This window comes from Rhodococcus sp. SG20037 (assembly GCF_031763325.1).
GTDB classification, from domain to species: domain Bacteria; phylum Actinomycetota; class Actinomycetes; order Mycobacteriales; family Mycobacteriaceae; genus Rhodococcus_F; species Rhodococcus_F qingshengii.
Genome location: NZ_CP134497.1, coordinates 1,826,109 through 1,844,711, shown reverse-complemented (window position 1 = coordinate 1,844,711; position 18,603 = coordinate 1,826,109). Strand labels below are relative to the sequence as shown.

Sequence of the window (18,603 nt, the reverse complement as noted above, 5' to 3'; positions counted from 1 at the left end):
AGCTAGGACCCGAAGACGCAGGCCCAGAGAGGGTCTTCCGCGAAAATCGTCGTCCTGTTAAGGACTTACTACTTCGACTCGCGATGCGACTGGTGGGTTCCGCAGTTGGGGCAGAACTTCTTGAGCTCCAGGCGATCGGGGTCGTTGCGCCGATTCTTCTTGGTGATGTAGTTGCGGTGCTTGCATACCTCGCAGGCCAAGGTGATCTTGGGCCGAACGTCGGTCGAGGAGGCCACGGGATGCCTTCTTTCGGGTGTATCTGATTACGAGCAATCAGGGTGGATCATGCATATTGTGTAGCGGTGACCGGACTTGAACCGGCGACGCAACGATTATGAGTCGTTTGCTCTACCAACTGAGCTACACCGCCTCGGTGTCGAGTGTCGCGCGGAAAGCACGGCACCACAATCCAGCGAGCCCCCTAACGGAATCGAACCGTTGACCTTTTCCTTACCATGGAAACGCTCTACCGACTGAGCTAAGGGGGCGTGGCTCAGGAGCGCGTTGCCGCTCTCTTGAAGCCTCCGAAAGATTACACACGAACGAGCGCCAGCACCAAATCCGCTGGTCATCGGGGCAAAAATGGTGCCGGAGCCCATTGTTGCACCGATCGAGGCCGCTGGCGAGGGCTTTGCGGGAACCAACTTGACCCCGCACTCCCCCTGAAACCATCCCCCGGGGCCCATCCCGAGGCCCCTGAGCCTCCGACACCCCTGAGCCGAAGCCGGCGCCTGCGTCGCCAACGCGCGCTCGACCTCGGTACACGCACAAAAAAGCAGCCCCGACTCTCGCGAAGAGAATCGGGGCTGACTTGGTGTGGCAGATGTAGGATTCGAACCTACGTAGGCATAAGCCGACGGATTTACAGTCCGCTCCCATTGGCCGCTCGGGCAATCTGCCGTGCTTGCACCAGGCTTCCATCCGGCGCATTCGCAAGTATATCGCGACGTGCGGCGGCCGAAAACGGCTTCCTCGGTGCGGTGAGAAGAATACAACGAACACACCCCCATTTTGCAAACCGGGTGGTAACGGGCGGTGCCGACCCGATAACGTCGAGGTGTCCACCGGTATGGAAGGTGGGCGGAACTCGATGTTCGTGAACTACCGGAAAGCGGGAGTGTGAAGTGGCTGATTCGTCCTTCGACGTGGTGAGCAAGGTTGACCGTCAAGAGGTGGACAACGCCCTGCATCAGGCTGCCAAGGAGTTGACCACGCGTTTCGACTTCCGAAACACGGGAGCGTCGATCGAGTGGTCTGGTGAAGAGACGATCACGTTGAACGCCGACACCGAGGAGCGACTGCTGGCCGCCCTCGACGTGTTCAAGGAGAAGTTGATCCGTCGCGACATCTCGCTGAAGGCATTCGATGCCGGCGAGCCGGCGCAGTCCGGAAAGATCTACAAGCTGTCCGGAACCTTGGTCCAGGGCATCAGCAGCGAGAACGCGAAGAAGATCACCAAGAAGATTCGCGACGAGGGCCCCAAGGGCGTCAAGGCGCAGATCCAGGGTGAGGAACTTCGTGTGAGCAGCAAGAAGCGCGACGACCTCCAGGGCGTCATCTCCCTGCTCAAGGGTGAGGACTTCGGGATCGCCCTGCAGTTCGTGAACTACCGGTAGTAGGGGCTGCGCCCCTGTGCGCCTTTTTGGTAGTTCCGACGACCAGAAAGGCTCACAGGGGCCGAAGGCCCCTACATCCCCGCCATCTTCTCCAAACGCTCGATCCGGTCCGCCATGGGCGGATGCGTCGAGAACAGCTTGCTGACCTTGTCCCCCGCCCTGAAGGGGTTGGCGATCATCAGGTGGGACTGCGCCGCGAGCTTGGGCTCAGGCGGCAACGGCGCGGCTGCGACGCCCGACTCGAGCTTGCGCAGCGCCGACGCCAACGCCAGCGGGTCACCGGTGAGCTCGGCTCCCGATTGATCCGCCTGGTACTCGCGAGAGCGCGAAACGGCCAGCTTGACCACGGTTGCCGCGATCGGTCCCAGCAGGGAGACGAGCAGCAGCGCGATCGGATTGCTTCCCTGCCCGTTCCCTCGGCCGCCGAAGATGCTCGCGTACATCGCGAAGTTGGCCAGGCCAGAGATGACGCTGGCCATCGCGCCGGCCACGGACGAGATCAAAATGTCCCGGTTGTAGACGTGGGAGAGTTCGTGCCCGAGCACGGCACGCAGTTCGCGTTCGTTCAGGATCTGCATGATGCCGCTGGTCACGCACACCGCGGCATGCCGAGGGCTACGACCGGTGGCAAACGCGTTCGGGGCGTTCGTGGGGCTGACGTACAGCCTGGGCATCGGTTGGTGCGCCGTCGTGGCGAGTTCGCGCACGATCCGGTAGATCGCCGGTGCCTCGACCTCGGTGATGGGCTGGGCGCGCATCGATCGAAGCGCCAGCTTGTCGCTGTTGAAGTACACGTAGGCATTCATGCCGACGGCAAACAGAACGGATCCCCACAGAAGGAACGGGCTGTTGAACAGCGAGCCGATGAAGACGATCAGCGCCGACATCCCCACCAACAAGCCGAATGTCTTCGCACCGTTCGCGTAGCCGTGCAAACCGCTCACCTCTTGCCTCGCTGGAGCCGAAGGCTCACCCGAACTCCCCGGTGTATGCACCGGTTCTGTTCAGTCAACGAAGGACAGGGGCATCAGGGTTCCCACCCAGTGACTGTCGGGGTTTCCACCCGGTAGCCCCGATTCGCCGAGGTGTCAGCCGACTCGTTCGATCGTGTAATCGACGAGACGCACGAGCGCTTCGTTGGCCGGTCCCTGCGGGAGCTCAGCCAACTGAGCTTTCGCCGCGACGGCATACTCGCCGAGCTTTGCCTTCGCCTTGACCATGCCCGGCGAACGCTCGAGCAGTTCGAGGGCCTCTTCCACCAGGGCATCTTCGGTAACCGGGCCCGCGAGAAGCTCCCGCAGGCGATCTGCGTCGGCCCCTTCATCGCGGAACGCGTACAGGACGGGCAGGGTGTGGACTCCCTCGCGCAGGTCGGTGCCGGGCGTCTTGCCGGACTGCGCCGAGACGGACGAGATGTCGATGATGTCGTCGGAGATCTGGAACGCGGTGCCGACGGCGTCACCCAGGCGCTCGAGGCGCTCGATGTGAGCTGCGTCGGCGCCGGAGAAGGTGCCGCCGAAGCGTCCCGAAGCAGCGATCAGCGAACCGGTCTTCTCCCACACGACCTTGAGGTAGTGCTCGACCGGATCCTGCTCCTTCTTGACACCGATCGTCTCGCGCATCTGGCCGGTGACCAGTTCGGCGAATGTTTCGGCGATGATCCGAACGGCCTCGGGTCCGAGCGTCGACACCAGTCGTGATGCGTGCGCGAACAGATAGTCGCCGGCCAGGATCGCGACGCTGTTTCCCCAGCGGGCGTTGGCGCTGGGTGCTCCGCGCCGCATGGACGCCTCGTCCATGACGTCGTCGTGATAGAGCGTCGCCAGGTGAACGAGTTCGGTGACAGTCGCTGCGGTGATGATCGACGGATCGTTCGGCACCGGTCCGAGTTGCGCGGTCAGGATCGTGAACAACGGACGGAAGCGCTTTCCACCAGCTCGCGCGAGATGCAGCGCAGCCTCGGTGAGGAAGTCTTCTCCGTCGGACAGCTCGCTGACCAACAACTCTTCGACATCGGAGAGTCCACCACGCACTACTGCGGCGAGCTGTTCGTCGCCCAGGTCGATGCCTGCAACGACGGTGCTCGATGCGGTTGCGTCGGCAGCAGTCTTTTCGGTGCTCACGATGTCAGTACCCATTCCTGTCGTCAGTGACGGCTCGGTTCCCACGGTAGTGAACCTAGCGGTTCGCACTCGGGACGGCCTCGCCACGGTGGCGATCGCGAGCCTGGGAAGATGTGAGTGTGTCCGTAGAAGAGCAGTCCCCCGTCGTCGATTCGCTTCCGAACGAAACCGACATTGTGGTCATCGGCGCAGGTCCCGCGGGTTCTTCGGCCGCGGCGTGGGCCGCCCGCAGCGGCCGAGACGTCGTGCTGGTGGACGCTGCCGTCTTCCCGCGAGACAAGACTTGTGGTGATGGACTCACTCCGCGCGCCGTGGCCGAACTGGATCTCCTCGGCCTCGGCGAGTGGGTTCGGTCACACACGACGAACAAGGGACTACGGTTGTCCGGCTTCGGACAAGAACTCGAACTCGAGTGGCCGGGGACGTCGTTCCCGCCGATCGGCAGTGCGATCCCCCGGACCGAACTCGACGACGCCATTCGCCGGTGCGCCGTCGAATCGGGCGCGGTCATGGTCGAGGGCACCAAGGCCGTCGACGTCGAACTCGACGGTGATCGAGTAGCCGCCGTCGTACTCGCCGGCCCCTCGGGACGCAGCACTCTTCGTTGCCGGACGCTGATCATCGCCGACGGCGTTCGCTCGACGCTCGGCAAGAAGCTGGGACGGCAGTGGCACCGGGACACTGCGTACGGCGTCGCGGCACGCGCGTATGTCGCGACGCCGCGCAGCGCCGACCCGTGGATCACCTCGCATCTGGAACTGCGGGACGCGGAGGGCACGTTGCAGGCGGGGTACGGCTGGATCTTCCCGCTCGGTACCGGCGAGGTGAACATCGGCGTCGGGACACTGGCGACGTCCAAGCGCCCGGCACCAGGTGCCTTGCGACCCTTGCTGGACCTCTACACCGATCAGCGCCGAAGCGAGTGGCAGTGGAGCAGCGAAATACATTCCGTCGCTTCGGCTTTGCTACCCATGGGTGGAGCCGTTTCCAACATCGCCGGACGCAACTGGGCCGTGATCGGCGACGCCGCAGCGTGTGTGAACCCGCTCAACGGTGAGGGCATCGACTACGGCCTCGAAGGCGGACGTCTGGTGGTCGAACAGCTCGGCGCCGACGATCTGACGGAGCTGTGGCCGACCGTGCTTCGGGAGCACTACGGGCAGGCGTTCTCGGTCGCGCGCCGGCTCGCAGGCCTGCTGACGGTTCCGCAGTTCCTGCCCGCGTCGGGTCCGATCGCGATGCGCTCACGGGCACTGATGACGGTCGCCGTTCGGGTGATGGGGAACCTGGTCACCGACGCCGACGCCGACCTGACGGCAAAGGCCTGGCGCGCGTCGGGGGCCGCGTCGAGAAAGATCGACTCCCGACCGCTGTTCGGTTGAGCAAGTGCTGTGCGCCTTTATTAACCGCCGGGGGTTGATAAAGGCGCACAGCAGTTCAGGCAGTGGCGTAATGCAGCGCCACGATGCCGCCGGTGAGGTTGCGCCACTTGACGTTCTTCCAGCCGGCAGCCTCGATCTTGCGGGCCAACTCTTCCTGGGTCGGCCAGGCGCGGATCGATTCGGCGAGGTACACGTAGGCGTCGGGGTTGCTGCTGACGGTGCGTGCAACCCGAGGGAGCGCCTTCATGAGGTATTCCATGTAGACCGTGCGGAAGGGCCCGAAGACGGGCGTCGAGAACTCGCTGACGACGAGACGTCCGCCCGGCTTGGTGACGCGGGCGATCTCACGCAGTCCGGCTTCGAAGTCGGAGACGTTGCGCAGACCGAAGGAAATCGTCGCGGCGTCGAACACGTTGTCGGCATAGGGCAGGTACATCGCGTCACCTGCGACCATCGGAACTTTGCGCGAGATTCCGGCCTTGAGCATGCCCTTGGAGAAGTCGGTGGCGACGCACCAGGCACCGGAGCGCCCCAGTTCGACGGTCGAGACTCCGGTTCCGGCGGCGAGGTCGAGCACCTTCTCGCCCGGCTTCAGATCGAGGGCTTCGCGGGTGGCCTTGCGCCAACCCTTGTCCTGGCCGAAGGACAGCACGGTGTTGGTGAGGTCGTATCGCTCCGCGACGTCGTCGAACATCGACGCGACTTCGTGCGGTTGCTTCTCGAGAGTTGCTCGGGTTCCGTGTGTAGTGGCCACACCCGAAACGCTACCAACCCTCGGGCAGCGAGGGCGTTCAGGCTGCTCTGGCACCCGTTCGCCGCCCGAGGCCCTGCACGTCCTCGTAGTGACGGAGCAACTCTTCGCAGATTGCCGGCCAGGTCCGGTGCAGCACCGAGCGCCTCGCCGCGGAGCCGAACTGCACCCGCAGATCACGCTGACGAAGTGCGTCGACGGCGCTTGGCAGGAGTTCGGTGAACCTGTCCGTCGGCAGGAGGTAGCCGTTGCGGCAATGCGAGATCAGGTCACGTGGTCCGCCGGCGTCCGGTCCGACGACAGGCACACCGCTCGCGAGGGCTTCCTGGACCGCCTGGCAGAAGGTCTCGTGCTCGCCGGGGTGAACGAATACGTCCAGGCTCGCATAGGCGTCGGCCAGCGCGGTACCGCCGAGTTGTCCGGTGAAGATCGCGTCCGGCATCAGTCGTCGTAGGTTCTCGCGGTCCGGGCCGTCTCCGACGACGACGATCTGCACACTGGGATCGCCGGCCAGGGCCGCCAATCGTTCGACGTGCTTTTCGGGCGCGAGGCGACCGACGAAGCCGACCACCAACCGGTCGCTGTCGCCGATCCAGGACTGCCGCAACACCGAACTACGACGCGAAGGCGCGAATCGTTGTGCGTCGACGCCGCGGGCCCATCGGTGCACGCGCGGAATGCCGTGCTCTTCGAGGGCGTCGACTGCCGACGTGGAGGGCGCGAGTGTCCTGTTGCAGCTCTTGTGGATTCGACGGGTCCACGCCCATGCGGCGCGGCTGGTGACGCCGAGACCGTAGCTTTCGGCAAATCCGGCGACATCGGTTTGGTAAACCGCGACGGTCGGGATCCCGAGCCGCTTGGCGACGGCCACTCCCCCGGCGCCGAGCAGGAACGGTGACGCCAGATGGACGACGTCGGGCGCGAAGGTCCGCACGGCCGTGGTCAATCGTGGTTGCGGCAGGCCGACGGGAAGTGAACTGACTTTGGGCACCATGACGGCTGGCACCCGAACCACCTGAACGCCTTCGTGTTCGGTGGCGGCAGAGGTGTCGGATCCGACAGTGTCCGGCGCAATGACCATGGCGTCGTGGCCAGTGCGATCGAGGTGTTCGAGCACGCGTAGTACCGAGTTGGTGACGCCGTTCATGTTGGGCAGGAATGACTCCGCAACGATGGCTACTCTCACACCGAGAACGGTGACAGGGCCAGGAAAAGTCCACGTCATGTTCGTGTGAAGTTCGGGCGAAGCGCGAACTAACTCGAGGCGACCGGCGCCGAACTTGCCGCCTGCGCTTCCCGCTTGCGCAGGTACCAGATCGACGGTCCAGCCAGGAGCCACGTCACGACGATCACCGATCCGGCCGGGATCAGTGCCACCGTCGCGTTACGTCCTGCTACCCGAACCAAATCGGGCTCGGTCTTGTAGTACTCCACCTCGATGCGCTGTCCCACAGTCAGATTGGTGGGGTAGAGAACGCCGAGTTCAGGGTTGTGATTCGCGCCGTCCGGTGTCACGAAGCTGATCGCCGAACGTAGCGAGCCCGCCGAGAGCACCTCGGCGGTTGCGGTCCCCATGTTCGATTCGATGGTCCGATCGTTGCGCCAGGCACCGAGAACCAGAATCACCGCGAGCACGGAAATGCCGACCGCAACCACCAGCACACCGATGCGGAGGCGACGCAGAACCGTTTGCGTCACAGCTGTGCCCGCACGGAAGCGTGGAGTTCGCGCAGCCCACTGCGATCCGTCGCGACCTCGAGCACACGAATGCCGTTGGCCGGTTGCGCCAGCGTCGTTGCCAGGGCGTCGACGGCGACCGCTGCGTGCGGCACGCGGTAGGCCGCGCACAGCGCAGCGAGGTCCATGCCGTGTGGTGTTCCGAACACTCGCTCGAAGACGCCGGCGTACTGCGGGTCGCCTTGTTCGAGGAGCTCGAAGATACCGCCGCCGTCGTCGTTGGCGACGACGATGGTGAGGTCGCTCGGCCTCGGCTCACCGGTCCCGATCAGCAGCCCGGAAGCGTCGTGCAGGAAGGTCAGGTCGCCCATGAGAGCGACGGTCCGGCCACCGTCGTACGCCAACGCAGCACCGACCGCCGCCGAGACGGTGCCGTCGATACCTGCGACGCCACGATTCGACAGCACCCGCACGGCGGGCTTGGGGTAGCTCACGAGTGCCGCGTCGCGAACAGGGTTGGATGCGCCGAGCAGAAGCTGGTCGCCGTCCGCGAGAGCATCCATCACAGCAGCGGCCACGTGCAGGCCGGTGGCCTTGGGGTGGGCGTCGAGTTGCTTGCGGACGGCAGTTTCGGCGTGTTCGGTCAGCGCGGCGCATCGAGCGATCCAGGCGGGATCGGGAGTCCCGGTGACCACTGCTCTGGTTCCGGTGGCGAGTACGTTGCCGGATACGTCCGGCCAGCGCGGCCCGGTAGTCAGCGCGTAGACGTCGACGCCCGGGTCGGCCAGCACCTTCGAGACCTGACGATGCAACGTCGGGCGGCCGGTGATGATCGCCTGCTTGGGCTTGAGTTGCGATAGCGCGAGTGGATGCAGTGCGATCCCGTGCATCGGAGCCGTCGGCTCGGCCACGGTCGGCAGGCCGGCCAGCTCAGGCCGAAGTGCGCTGCCGTGTCCGGAAATGACCACCGTATCTGCGGTGAGATCCAGATCGACGGGAACGTCGAGCGTCGCATTCTGGGTGGTGGTCCAGGCCGCACCGCCGGGACGGCCCTCCGGGACCGGTCCCTGCACGTGCACGTCCGGCACCAGCGGCTCACGAAGTGGAATGTCGAAATGCACCGGACCCGCATTTCCGGATCGGGTTCCGCGGGCAGCGGCGAGGACCCGGCATACCGCCGAGCGCCACTGGCTGTTCTGCGTCGAATCGTCCTCCGCCAGGCCCAGGCTGATGGTTGCGCGGACTTGACTGCCGAAGAGCCCGAGTTGCTCGACGGTCTGGTTGGCGCCGGTGCCGAGCATCTCGTACGGCCGGTTGGCGCTCAGGACCACCAGCGGCACTCGCGCGTAGTTGGCCTCGAGGACAGCAGGTCCGAGATTCGCGACGGCGGTCCCGGAAGTCATCACGATGGGGACCGGTCGTTTCCCGGCGATTGCCAGTCCGAGTGCCAGAAAGCCTGCTGTCCGCTCGTCGATCCGCATGTGCAGACGCAACCGGCCGTCGAGGTCGGCGGCCTGGAGGGCGAATGCGAGGGGCGCGTTGCGAGAGCCTGGACACAGCACGACTTCACGCACGCCACCACGAACCAGTTCGTCGACGACGGCTGTGGCTTGTGCAGTGGACGGATTCACGCCTTCAAGAGTGTCAGATGTTCGGGCGCAAGCATGCCCAGGGGCGGGGACAGCGGCATTATGTGTGGGTGCGCACACTCTTCGATCCAGCCGAGCTCGAACCCCGCCGGTTCTATCAGTTACTCACCGCTTCGGTGGTCCCCCGGCCGATTGCCTGGGTGTCCACCCTGTCGGCGGACGGCGTCGGCAATCTGGCTCCGTACAGCTTTTTCACCGTGGCAAGTTCGGCGCCGCCGATCGTGCAGTTCACGTCGGTCGGACGCAAGGACAGTCTGCGCAACATCGAAGCGACCGGCGAATTCGTGATCAACCTGGCGACTGCCAGGCTTGCCGACGTGGTGAACCAGAGTTCCGCCTTCTACGACGCCGAGGCCGACGAGTTTCTCGAGTTGAACATCCGTAGCGAGCCGAGCGAGCGGGTTCGCCCCGTACGGGTCGCCGACTCCCCGATCGCCATCGAATGCACGCTCCACCAGGTCGTCGAGGTCGGCAATTCATTTGTCGTGATGGGAAATGTGGTGGCGGTCGCAGTACGTCCCGAGGCTGTCGCCGACGACGGCCTACCGGACTTCGCGGCAATCGCACCGATGAGCCGACTTGGCCGAGCGCAGTGGGGTCTTCCTCCCGAAGTCGTCGAAAAGGACAGACCCACCACTCCACAGCGACCGTAAATCAGGTTAGGGTTACCTGATTAGGTACGAGTAACAGATAATCAGGGAGCAACCAGTCATGGCCAAGCGCGCCAAGTTCGTGAAACCGGCCTCACGCAGCATCGTGTCGGCGCAGGTCGTGGCGAACAAACGAATCAGCCCCAGCTTCATCCGGGTGACCATTGCCGGCGAAGAGCTGTCCACCATCGCTCCGATGGGTGCCGATCAGTGGTTCCGCATGTTCATCCCGCAGGTCGGCCAGAGTGAACTCCGGTTGCCGAGCGCGGCCAGCAATCTCTGGTATGCGCAGTACCTGTTGATGTCCAAGGACACGCGACCCGTCGTGCGCAACTACACGATTCGCGCCTACCGTGCTGCCGGATCCGGTCTCTTCGGCGAGACCACGGAGATCGACATCGACTTCGCTTATCACGGCGACATCGGCCCGGCATCCGCGTGGGCGGACACCGCGTCGGCCGGCGACGAGGTCGCCCTCTTGGACGAAGGCTGCATCTACAACCCCACACCCGAGGCCAAGTGGCAACTGCTCGTCGGCGACGAGAGTGCACTTCCCGCGATCATCGGCATTCTGGAATCCGCGCCCGCAGACCTGCGTGCCGAGGTCTTCGTCGAGATTCCGAACATCGAAGACAAGCAAGACATTCCGGAGTTGGCGAACGTCAACGTGCATTGGCTCGTTCGCGAGGACGAACACGCGACGCCGGGTGTTCTGACCCTCGAGACCGTCCGCGCCGCCGAACTGCCCGAGGGGCCGACGTACACCTTTGTCGCCGGCGAACAGGCACTCACCACCGGGCTGCGTCGGCACCTCGTGAACGACCGGAAGTTCGCCAAAACCGACATCACCTTCACCGGCTTCTGGCGCCACGGACATTCGGCTCACTGACAAACGCACCGAAAACGACGAGTGGCCCGAGAGAAACTCCCGGGCCACTCGTCGTTTTACGTTCGCTTATGCAGCGTGCTTCTGGATCACATCGCCCAGACGCGGCAGAGCTGCAGTCACATGCTTCTTCGCCGAACCGCGCAGCTTCGAGTACATCGACTTGACGACGGCCTTGTCGCTGCCCTCGATACGCTCGTCCGTCACCTCGAGGAGGGAATCGGCAACCGCGTCACCGCGGGCGCTGATGAAATCGGCGAAGCTGCCTTCGCCGGAAGCCGAGAATTCCTGCCAGTACGGCTCGAGCTTTGCCACGAAAGCCGGCAGAAGCGCGGTGACGGCGTCCGGCACGATGGACGGGCTCACCTTCTTGACCGCGCCGTAGCCACCCTTGAGAGCCAGCCCTGAGGCCCCCGACTTATCCGAAACCTCTGCGTCGATCAAGGTCTGCACGTCCGCGACGACCGCGGGAACCCGTGATTCCTCGAGCAGGGTTTCGTTCAGAGCTGCAACCACTTTCGATCCCTTCATTCTTCACTGATGTTCATCAGGTCGCGCCCGAGACTATACGAAATTCGGCTGGTCCCTACTGCCGAGTATCCGATGGCAGCGCCTGGCCCTCTCCAACCACCAGTCGCGCCGGTCCGCGGGCGCGGCCAGCGTCTCGAGCAGAACCGGATCAGGCTCGACGGCACCCACCGACAAAGCACCGTCGACAGCTGCCCCGGTGACCGCGACATCCCGGACGAACAGGCCGCCGGTACCGAGTCCGCAGGCAAACGGAAGGGTGGGCAAGGCTGCCGCGGCCGCCAGTCCCGCGGACATCCCCACAGCCGTGTCCAGAGCGCTCGAGACCACCACCGGCACCCCGTAGTCCGCCAGCTGCGCCGACAGCGCCACCACAGCACGCATTCCGCCCAGCGGCGGCACCTTCACGACGGCGACGTCCGCTCCCCCCGCTCGTACGACGCGCAGCGGGTCCTCGGCACGGCGAATGCTCTCGTCGGCAGCGATCCGCACACCGGTCCCCGCGGCGCGGACCCTGACCAGTTCCTCGACGCTTCCACACGGCTGCTCGGCGTATTCGAGTTCACCGTCATCGGTGATCGCTCGCAAGGCCGTGATCGCCTCGTCCACGCTCCACCCGCCGTTGGCGTCGACGCGCACGTTCGGGATGTGCCGACGCACCTCGTTCACCCGGGCGACGTCCTGCGCCAGCGACTGTCCCTTCTCGGCGACCTTGACCTTGGCGGTCCGGGCCCCGGGGAAGCGCTCCAGCAATTCCGGAACGGCAGACGCGTCGATCGCCGGCACGGTCGCGTTGACGGGAACTGCGTCACGAAGCGCAGGCGGCGGACCCAGCCACGCCGCTTCGATACCCGCGAGCAGCCACTGCGACGCCTCGTCGTCGTCGTACTCGACGAACGGGGCGAATTCTCCCCACCCGGCCGGGCCGCGAACGAGCAGGGCCTCACGAGTCGTGATGCCGCGAAAGCGAACTCGCATCGGCAGCGCGAGCACCACGGCGTCCGCGATCAGATCGTCGAACGAGGGGAACATGTCAGGGCTGTCCCGGAAGCAGTTCGATCATGAGCGCCTCACCGTCGGCGAGGAGCTTGCCGTCGAGATCGGTCAGGCGCGCGCTGACAAAAGTCTTGCGACCCTCGACCCGATCCACCTGCCCCTCGATCACCAGTTGTTGATTGAGCGGGGTGATCGCGCGGTAATTGATGTGGAGGTAGCCGGTGCGGGAGATCGGACGGCCACCCGCGTGGACCGTCATCCCGAAGACGTCGTCGAACAGCAAGGGCAGGACACCGCCGTGAGCGGCGCCGTTGCCGCCCAGGTGGTAGCGGCGGAAGACGCCGGTACTGCGGACTCCTTCGGTGTCGAACTTCTCGACCATCCACGGGAGCATGAGGAGGCTGCCGCGTCCGGGCAGTTGGATGTTCGAGCCTGCGGGCGACTTGCCTTCCGGGACCTCGTACGGAGTCAACCGATCGGCAAGCTCTTCGGCTTGCGTAGCGATGTCTGCGAGTACGTCGTCGGGAACATTGGTCGAGACGGCAAGGTCCTGCAACCTGCGCATCGCTTCGACGAAGCGGCCGAAGTCCGGACCTGCGGGAGTGTGCCGGAACCGTGGAAATCCGCCCCGCTTCTCACCGTCTGTGACGATCTCCGTGCCGTCTGCGGTTTGTTCGCTCATGACCTGCACGTTAGCGCGCCCGGGAACGTGTTCTACCTCAGGTATCCGTTAGACGCGCGAGCCGTGCCTCTATCGTGGCTCAGGTGACCTTCAACCCGCAGCTCTGGCGCCCTGTCCCCGGATTCGAGAACCTCACCGACATCACCTACCACCGGCATGTCAGCCAAGGCACCGTTCGCGTCGCCTTCGACCGACCGGAAGTGCGTAATGCGTTCCGCCCGCACACCGTCGACGAGTTGCACCGCGCGCTCGATCACGCCCGGATGACCTCCGACGTGGGAGCGGTGCTCCTGACCGGCAACGGACCGAGCGAGAAGGACGGCGGTTGGGCGTTCTGCTCCGGCGGAGACCAGCGCATCCGTGGTCGCAGCGGCTACCAGTACGCCGAAGGTGAAACGGCGGACACCGTCGACAAAGCACGCGCCGGGCGCCTGCACATCCTCGAGGTCCAGCGCTTGATCCGCTTCATGCCGAAGGTCGTGATCTGCCTGGTCAACGGCTGGGCTGCGGGCGGCGGCCACAGCCTGCACGTGGTGTGCGACCTGACGCTCGCCAGCCGCGAGCACGCACGGTTCAAGCAGACCGACGCCGACGTCGGAAGCTTCGACGGCGGCTACGGCAGCGCCTATCTGGCAAAGATGGTGGGCCAGAAGTTCGCTCGCGAGATCTTCTTCCTGGGTGAGACGTACACCGCCGAGGAAATGCATCAGATGGGCGCGGTCAACAAGGTTGTCGACCACGCGGAACTCGAAAACGTCGCGATCGACTGGGCCGGCAAGATCAACGGCAAGTCGCCGCAGGCACAGCGGATGCTCAAGTACGCGTTCAACCTGCAGGACGACGGGTTGGTCGGCCAGCAGCTGTTCGCCGGTGAGGCAACACGTTTGGCGTACATGACCGACGAGGCCGTCGAGGGTCGTGACTCGTTCCTCGAAAAGCGTGATCCCGACTGGTCACCATATCCCTGGTATTTCTGACACAGTAGGTGCGAGAGGGAGGTCGGACGTGGAGATTCTGAGCAGTCGGACGATTTTGCGCCCGAGCGAGTACGAACGAACGCTGAGCTTCTACCGAGACACCCTCGGTCTGGCGATCGCTCGTGAATATCCCGGCGGCACAGTCTTCTTCGCCGGCCAAGGGCTGATCGAAGTCGCTGCGCACGGCGGCACCGGCGAGGGCGGCTTTCGCGGCGCGATCTGGCTGCAGGTCCGGGACCTCACTGCCGTTCAGACCGAACTGGTTCTCGCCGGGGTCAAGATCGCGCGCGAGGCAAGACAGGAACCGTGGGGTCTACACGAGATGTGGATCGCCGACCCAGACGGGACACCGATCGTGATGGTGCAGATCCCGGAGGACCATCCGATCCGACGCGATTCCCGGCCACCGTCCGCGTAGTCGAGACACCGCTGTAGCCGAGACACAGCTGTAGCCGAGCAGTGACAGATGCCCGCCACGACTTTCGTGGCGGGCATCGTTCGGTTCTTCACAAAGATCAGTTGCGCGTGCTCAACGCCTGCGAGATCTGATCTGTCTGTGCCTGGCCCTCGAGCAGTTGGCGAACCAGCCACAGCCGCAGCACCTTTGCCACCGATGCGGCCAGGAAGAGAGCGGCACCGACCACTGTCAGGGCGAGGAAAACCACGGTGAGGATCTGGTACGACACCAGATCCCGCAGGTCCGAGAGCGTCAGCGAAGAGATGTAGACGACGAAGGCGCCGACCACTCCGACGACCATGAGCACCAGGCCCGCGATGCGCGTCGCCGCGTCGCCGCCTGCCTGCTTCTTGTCCAGCTTCAACTCTGCGATGTTCTTCTTGAATTCCTCACGGCGATCTTCGGCGAGAGTAGTCATCGTCATCCTCCTAGATAACTGGTAGAAAGTTCGTTTTCGATGTCGTGTGGATCGCCGGTCTTGACGACGCGTCCCTGCAACATCAGTGCGGCCGACGTCGCGATGGGCAGCACCGCTCGCGCGAACTGCTCGGCGACGAGAATGGAAATGCCTTCGGCTGCAAGCGAGCCGACGACGTCGTACATCTGCGAGACGATTCGAGGTGCGAGACCCATCGACAGCTCGTCGAGCAGGAGCACCGTCGGGTGAGTGCCGAGTGCCCGTGACAGCGCCAGCATCTGCTGCTCACCACCGGACATCGATCCGGCCAACTGTCCGCGCCGCTCCCCCAGGATCGGGAACCTGCCGTACGCAACCTCTTCGAGTTCGGCCAGCCCGACGCCCGTTCCGGTGGCGATCCACAGGTTTTCCCGCACAGTGAGGTTGGCGAAGATCCCGCGTCCTTCGGGGATGGAGCAGACCCCCAGCCGAGCCAACTCCGAAGGCTCGACTCCGTTCACGACCTGGCCCGCGAGCCGGAACTCGCCGCGGGTGACCGGAAGGACGCCCGAGCAGATCTTGAGCGTCGACGTCTTGCCGCCACCGTTGGGTCCGAGTAGCGCCACCACGGCGCCCGGTTCCAGAATCAGGTCCACCCCGTGCAGAACTTCGATGGATCCGTAACCGGCGCGGACACCGGACAGTTCGAGCAACGGTTCGGCGCGGTCGGGGCTGCGTATACCCTCGTCGATTTTCGCCTCGCCAATTTTCGCTGAAGTCATACCGCCTCCTCCTCGGTCCCGATGTAGGCCGCGATCACTTCCGGATCCGTCCGGATCTTCTCCGGTTCACCCGAGGCGAGGACTGCGCCGTAGTCGAGCACGTGGATGGTCGAGCACACTTTCATCACCAGCGGAATGTCGTGCTCCACCAGACAGATTCCGAGTCCACCCGCAGCAAGTTCGGTGAGCATCTCGGCAAAGACCTCGGTTTCCTGCTCGGTCTGACCCGAGGCCGGTTCGTCGAGCAGCAGCACTCGCGGGTCGGTCATGAGCGCCCGTGCAACTTCGACGACGCGGGCGCGTCCGGTGGGGATGTCCGCGACGTCCTTGTCCGCGACATCCGTCAGCCCGGTCAGCTCCAGCAGACGATCCGTCTCGCTGTCCACGTCGATCTTGTTGCGGCCGTTCGCCTTGTGGATGTCTCCGGCGACGCGCAGGTTGTCACGCACCGACAGCGAGACGAACAGTTCGAGCCGCTGGAAGGTACGTGCCAGCCCGCGACCTGCCCGCTTGTGCGGCGGTAGCTTCGTCACGTCGACGCCGCCGAGGAACACCTGACCGGAGGTGGGTTTCTGCAGCCCGGTGATGGTGTTGAAGAGCGTCGTCTTGCCGGCACCGTTCGGTCCGATGAGTCCTGTCACGGTGCCGGGTTGCACGGTGAGCGAAACGTCCTTGACCGCGACGTGTCCACCGAAACGAACGCTCACACCGCGCGTTTCGAGAAGTGGTGTATCAGACATGGACGGTCAACTCCTTCGGCGAGCCACCCTGGTACTGAGGAATCCCCAGTTCGCGGTCGATCTCGTCACGGATCTCGGGGCTGTAGGGGACATCGATCCCGATGTCCTCGGGAACGACTGTCGCTTTGGCGGCCAGTTCCTCCGGAGTGAGAACCGCGCTGGGCATGACCATCTCACCGATCACCGGCAGCATGAACACCACCGCGATCGTGATGGACGCGAACCACCAGTTGCCGAGTACACCGGTCAGAGCGAGGACGTAGGTCAGCAGAACGACTGCGGCGCCGCCGATCAGAACAGGCTTGGCACCGGCGAGCCGTCGGTAGCCCTCGATCACGCTGTGGACCGTTCCGCTGGGGTTCGCGCCGACGCCGATGCCGATCAGTGCCGGGCTGACTGCCGCGATGTTGCCGAAGAGCAGCCACATTCCCTCCAACTCCGGTTGCGCCGAAGCCAGATTGGTGAACGAGACCATGATGACCGCAAACCCGATTCCAGCCATCAGTCCACCGAACAGGGCGCCGGTGACGTATCCGATACCCGCGACGACGGTCAGCATGAGCAGCGAGAGGCTGACCATGATGGCAAAGCTCTCGCCCGAGACGGACCCCATGGCGCTCGACATCAGAATGCCGCCGAGACCGGCGATCCCCGAAGAGATCATGAAGACGCTGAGCTTGAGCCGAACCAGGCTCTGTCCGAGCATGGCCGAACCGGCCGGGCTGTCCTTCATCGCCGCGAGTCGGCGCCCGTAGCCGCTGTTACGCAACGCGATGACGCCGACGCCGAGTATCGAGAACAGCGCGGTCACGGTCATCAGGAACACCGTCTCGTTGCTCAGATCGAGCGGACCGATCTTCAGCGGAGGGAGGGCGATGTTCCCGTCCTTGAACAGCGAGTACTTCATGCCGAACATCTCGTGTTCGGTGGTGTCGCGAAGGACCATGTTGGAGAGGAACACTCCGAAGGCCATGGTTGCCAGCGCGAGATACAGCCCTCTGAGCCGCAGCGCCGGCAGGGCGACGAGGCCACCGATCACGGCGGTGACGAGGACTCCGACGACGATGCCCCACAGGTTGAGGTGCGCAGCCAACCCGGAACCGGAGATCCCGAAGTGGAAGGCCACGATGGTAGCGATAGCGCCGAAAGATACCGGCGCCAAGTTCAATTCACCCGCGTAGCCGGTGAGGAGTGTGAGCGAGAGCGCGATGATCGCGAAAGTCATTCCGATGGTCAGTGTGGTGACGGCGGAGGTCACCATCAGCAGACGGATCAGGTAGACGATGACGATCAGTGCCACGCCCCAGACGACGGCCTTGCGCACGCTCGGCACGTGGTAACGCTCGCGAGTACGAGTGACCGCGCCACGCAAGCGGTCCTGTGGGAGCACGATCAGCACCACGAACAGCGCGATCATCGGCAGGGAGACACGGAAATTCGATGTCCAACTCCAACTCGTCGGGAAGTACGCCAATACGTACGTACCGGCAAGCCCGAGGACCACGGCGCCGACGAACGTGCGCGGAATGCTGCGCAACCGGCCGAACATGGCCGCGGCAAACGCGTCGATCACCAAGAGTGTCAACATGTTCGCCTCGAGTGTGCCGCCACTGATCGGGGTGATCAGGATGCCGGCCAGGACTGCGAGCGTCGAACCCATCGCCCAGGACAGGGCCGCAAGACGCTCCGGATTGTGGCCGTTGAGGCGCAACAGTTCCGGATCGTCGACGACGCCGCGCATCGCGACACCGGCGCGGGTGCGCGTGAACAGGATGCGCAGGCCGACGGCGATGGCGATCGCAACGAGGATGCAGATCAACTCGTGGTAGCGGATGCTCGCGCCGAACACCGTGATCTTGGACTGGTCGCCGAAGAACATCTGCATCGTCCGAGCGGTCTCGGGGTGCCAGAACCAGTGCGAGATCGAGAGCATTCCGAGCAGGATCGAGACCGTCACAACGATTTTGGTGACCTCGGCGGTATCGCGCAGACCCTTCATGATCAGGACGTAGAGGCCGAGGCCCATCAGTGGCCCGACCAGGACGAGTGAAATCAGCAAAGCGACGACGGTGGGAAGTTCCCAGCCGTAGCGCAACTGCCAGTAGATGAACGCACCGAGCATTGCCTGTGCACCGTGCGCGAAGTTGAAGATGCCTGACGTGTTGTACGTGAGTACCAGCCCGGAGGCGGCGATCGCGTACACCGACCCCAGGACCAGGCCCAGGATCGTGAAAGTGACAAAAGTGTTCATGGCTGAACCCTCGTTAGGGACTCGGGCGGCGGTTGGCGCTCGCCGCCCGAGTCGGAAGA

At 64.5% G+C, this 18,603-nt stretch carries 20 protein-coding genes and 3 tRNA genes; 6 read left to right on the top strand and 17 right to left on the bottom strand.

Features of this window, described 5'->3' with window-relative positions; all coding sequences use genetic code 11:
• Nucleotides 1-68: 68 nt before the first annotated feature.
• From rpmG to RHP72_RS08715, 4 genes are all read right to left on the bottom strand, one after another.
• Nucleotides 69-236 (bottom strand): 50S ribosomal protein L33, encoded by a 168-nt coding sequence (gene rpmG / locus RHP72_RS08730; protein ID WP_003941903.1) that lies wholly within the window; start codon nucleotides 234-236, stop codon nucleotides 69-71.
• Between the two features lie 61 nt (nucleotides 237-297).
• Nucleotides 298-370, bottom strand: a tRNA-Met gene (locus tag RHP72_RS08725).
• A 45-nt stretch (nucleotides 371-415) separates the two neighbouring features.
• Nucleotides 416-488: transfer RNA gene (locus tag RHP72_RS08720), tRNA-Thr, on the bottom strand.
• A gap of 329 nt (nucleotides 489-817) precedes the next feature.
• Nucleotides 818-900, bottom strand: a tRNA-Tyr gene (locus RHP72_RS08715).
• Nucleotides 901-1,124: 224 nt separating this feature from the next.
• Here RHP72_RS08715 and RHP72_RS08710 point away from each other — a divergent pair.
• The gene (locus tag RHP72_RS08710; RefSeq protein WP_003941854.1) at nucleotides 1,125-1,616 is read left to right on the top strand and encodes a YajQ family cyclic di-GMP-binding protein; all 492 of its coding nucleotides are present in this window, start codon (nucleotides 1,125-1,127) and stop codon (nucleotides 1,614-1,616) included.
• Nucleotides 1,617-1,687: 71 nt separating this feature from the next.
• Here the strand turns inward: RHP72_RS08710 and htpX are convergent, their stop codons facing one another.
• Both htpX and RHP72_RS08700 read right to left on the bottom strand, forming a co-directional pair.
• Complete coding sequence (gene htpX, locus RHP72_RS08705; RefSeq protein WP_007728460.1) at nucleotides 1,688-2,551, bottom strand: zinc metalloprotease HtpX; 864 nt, start codon at nucleotides 2,549-2,551, stop codon at nucleotides 1,688-1,690.
• A 153-nt stretch (nucleotides 2,552-2,704) separates the two neighbouring features.
• Nucleotides 2,705-3,754 (bottom strand): polyprenyl synthetase family protein, encoded by a 1,050-nt coding sequence (locus RHP72_RS08700; RefSeq protein WP_311094849.1) that lies wholly within the window; start codon nucleotides 3,752-3,754, stop codon nucleotides 2,705-2,707.
• A 104-nt stretch (nucleotides 3,755-3,858) separates the two neighbouring features.
• Between RHP72_RS08700 and RHP72_RS08695 the strand changes: the two genes are divergently transcribed.
• Nucleotides 3,859-5,121: a geranylgeranyl reductase family protein gene (locus RHP72_RS08695; protein WP_371684349.1), complete on the top strand. Its 1,263-nt coding sequence runs from the start codon at nucleotides 3,859-3,861 to the stop codon at nucleotides 5,119-5,121.
• A 55-nt stretch (nucleotides 5,122-5,176) separates the two neighbouring features.
• On the opposite strand, the gene RHP72_RS08690 is transcribed toward RHP72_RS08695, so the two are convergent.
• The 4 genes from RHP72_RS08690 to menD form a co-directional block, all read right to left on the bottom strand.
• A complete protein-coding gene (locus RHP72_RS08690; protein WP_042925614.1) occupies nucleotides 5,177-5,875 on the bottom strand; it encodes a demethylmenaquinone methyltransferase in 699 nt (232 codons plus the stop codon).
• Between the two features lie 37 nt (nucleotides 5,876-5,912).
• On the bottom strand, nucleotides 5,913-7,058 hold the full coding sequence (locus tag RHP72_RS08685; protein WP_197523597.1) for a glycosyltransferase family 1 protein: 1,146 nt from the start codon (nucleotides 7,056-7,058) through the stop codon (nucleotides 5,913-5,915).
• Nucleotides 7,059-7,126: 68 nt separating this feature from the next.
• On the bottom strand, nucleotides 7,127-7,570 hold the full coding sequence (locus RHP72_RS08680; RefSeq protein WP_042453078.1) for a DUF3592 domain-containing protein: 444 nt from the start codon (nucleotides 7,568-7,570) through the stop codon (nucleotides 7,127-7,129).
• Entirely contained in the window at nucleotides 7,567-9,180 is a 1,614-nt protein-coding gene (gene menD / locus RHP72_RS08675; protein WP_218696054.1) for a 2-succinyl-5-enolpyruvyl-6-hydroxy-3-cyclohexene-1-carboxylic-acid synthase, read from the bottom strand. The genes RHP72_RS08680 and menD overlap by 4 nt, the downstream gene beginning before the upstream one ends.
• A 68-nt stretch (nucleotides 9,181-9,248) precedes the next feature.
• On the opposite strand from menD, the gene RHP72_RS08670 reads away from it, so the two are divergent.
• Both RHP72_RS08670 and RHP72_RS08665 read left to right on the top strand, forming a co-directional pair.
• Nucleotides 9,249-9,851: a flavin reductase family protein gene (locus RHP72_RS08670; protein WP_054187848.1), complete on the top strand. Its 603-nt coding sequence runs from the start codon at nucleotides 9,249-9,251 to the stop codon at nucleotides 9,849-9,851.
• 58 nt (nucleotides 9,852-9,909) lie between these two features.
• Nucleotides 9,910-10,737 (top strand): siderophore-interacting protein, encoded by an 828-nt coding sequence (locus tag RHP72_RS08665; RefSeq protein WP_311094566.1) that lies wholly within the window; start codon nucleotides 9,910-9,912, stop codon nucleotides 10,735-10,737.
• A gap of 66 nt (nucleotides 10,738-10,803) precedes the next feature.
• Here RHP72_RS08665 and RHP72_RS08660 read toward each other — a convergent pair whose 3' ends face one another.
• From RHP72_RS08660 to RHP72_RS08650, 3 genes are read right to left on the bottom strand one after another with little or no spacing between them, the layout of a single operon-like run.
• On the bottom strand, nucleotides 10,804-11,250 hold the full coding sequence (locus tag RHP72_RS08660; protein WP_003941973.1) for a DUF6918 family protein: 447 nt from the start codon (nucleotides 11,248-11,250) through the stop codon (nucleotides 10,804-10,806).
• 48 nt (nucleotides 11,251-11,298) lie between these two features.
• A complete protein-coding gene (locus tag RHP72_RS08655; protein WP_219468046.1) occupies nucleotides 11,299-12,294 on the bottom strand; it encodes an o-succinylbenzoate synthase in 996 nt (331 codons plus the stop codon).
• A gap of 1 nt (nucleotide 12,295) precedes the next feature.
• A complete protein-coding gene (locus tag RHP72_RS08650) occupies nucleotides 12,296-12,940 on the bottom strand; it encodes a PaaI family thioesterase (RefSeq protein WP_037129937.1) in 645 nt (214 codons plus the stop codon).
• Between the two features lie 83 nt (nucleotides 12,941-13,023).
• On the opposite strand from RHP72_RS08650, the gene RHP72_RS08645 reads away from it, so the two are divergent.
• Nucleotides 13,024-13,917, top strand: coding sequence for a 1,4-dihydroxy-2-naphthoyl-CoA synthase (locus RHP72_RS08645; RefSeq protein ID WP_311094565.1), 894 nt, complete (start codon nucleotides 13,024-13,026; stop codon nucleotides 13,915-13,917).
• A gap of 28 nt (nucleotides 13,918-13,945) precedes the next feature.
• Nucleotides 13,946-14,335 (top strand): VOC family protein, encoded by a 390-nt coding sequence (locus RHP72_RS08640; protein ID WP_003941917.1) that lies wholly within the window; start codon nucleotides 13,946-13,948, stop codon nucleotides 14,333-14,335.
• Between the two features lie 97 nt (nucleotides 14,336-14,432).
• On the opposite strand, the gene RHP72_RS08635 is transcribed toward RHP72_RS08640, so the two are convergent.
• From RHP72_RS08635 to RHP72_RS08620, 4 genes are read right to left on the bottom strand one after another with little or no spacing between them, the layout of a single operon-like run.
• On the bottom strand, nucleotides 14,433-14,792 hold the full coding sequence (locus RHP72_RS08635; RefSeq protein ID WP_003942018.1) for a hypothetical protein: 360 nt from the start codon (nucleotides 14,790-14,792) through the stop codon (nucleotides 14,433-14,435).
• A gap of 2 nt (nucleotides 14,793-14,794) precedes the next feature.
• On the bottom strand, nucleotides 14,795-15,553 hold the full coding sequence (locus RHP72_RS08630) for an ABC transporter ATP-binding protein (RefSeq protein ID WP_003941866.1): 759 nt from the start codon (nucleotides 15,551-15,553) through the stop codon (nucleotides 14,795-14,797).
• Nucleotides 15,550-16,293, bottom strand: a complete 744-nt coding sequence (locus tag RHP72_RS08625) for an ABC transporter ATP-binding protein (protein WP_063314758.1) — start codon at nucleotides 16,291-16,293, stop codon at nucleotides 15,550-15,552. Before RHP72_RS08625 ends, RHP72_RS08630 begins: the two co-directional genes overlap by 4 nt.
• Entirely contained in the window at nucleotides 16,286-18,544 is a 2,259-nt protein-coding gene (locus RHP72_RS08620) for an ABC transporter permease (RefSeq protein WP_063314759.1), read from the bottom strand. The genes RHP72_RS08625 and RHP72_RS08620 overlap by 8 nt, the downstream gene beginning before the upstream one ends.
• Nucleotides 18,545-18,603 lie beyond the last annotated feature (59 nt).

Bases quoted from the DNA above. Each gene is read 5' to 3' on its own strand.
- RHP72_RS08630 (WP_003941866.1), bottom strand. From the start codon at position 15,553: ATGACTTCAGCGAAAATTGGCGAGGCGAAAATCGACGAGGGTATACGC.
- RHP72_RS08655 (WP_219468046.1), bottom strand. From the start codon at position 12,294: ATGTTCCCCTCGTTCGACGATCTGATCGCGGACGCCGTGGTGCTCGCG.
- RHP72_RS08625 (WP_063314758.1), bottom strand. From the start codon at position 16,293: ATGTCTGATACACCACTTCTCGAAACGCGCGGTGTGAGCGTTCGTTTC.
- RHP72_RS08620 (WP_063314759.1), bottom strand. From the start codon at position 18,544: ATGAACACTTTTGTCACTTTCACGATCCTGGGCCTGGTCCTGGGGTCG.
- RHP72_RS08665 (WP_311094566.1), top strand. From the start codon at position 9,910: ATGGCCAAGCGCGCCAAGTTCGTGAAACCGGCCTCACGCAGCATCGTG.
- RHP72_RS08650 (WP_037129937.1), bottom strand. From the start codon at position 12,940: ATGAGCGAACAAACCGCAGACGGCACGGAGATCGTCACAGACGGTGAG.
- RHP72_RS08700 (WP_311094849.1), bottom strand. From the start codon at position 3,754: ATGGGTACTGACATCGTGAGCACCGAAAAGACTGCTGCCGACGCAACC.
- RHP72_RS08635 (WP_003942018.1), bottom strand. From the start codon at position 14,792: ATGACTACTCTCGCCGAAGATCGCCGTGAGGAATTCAAGAAGAACATC.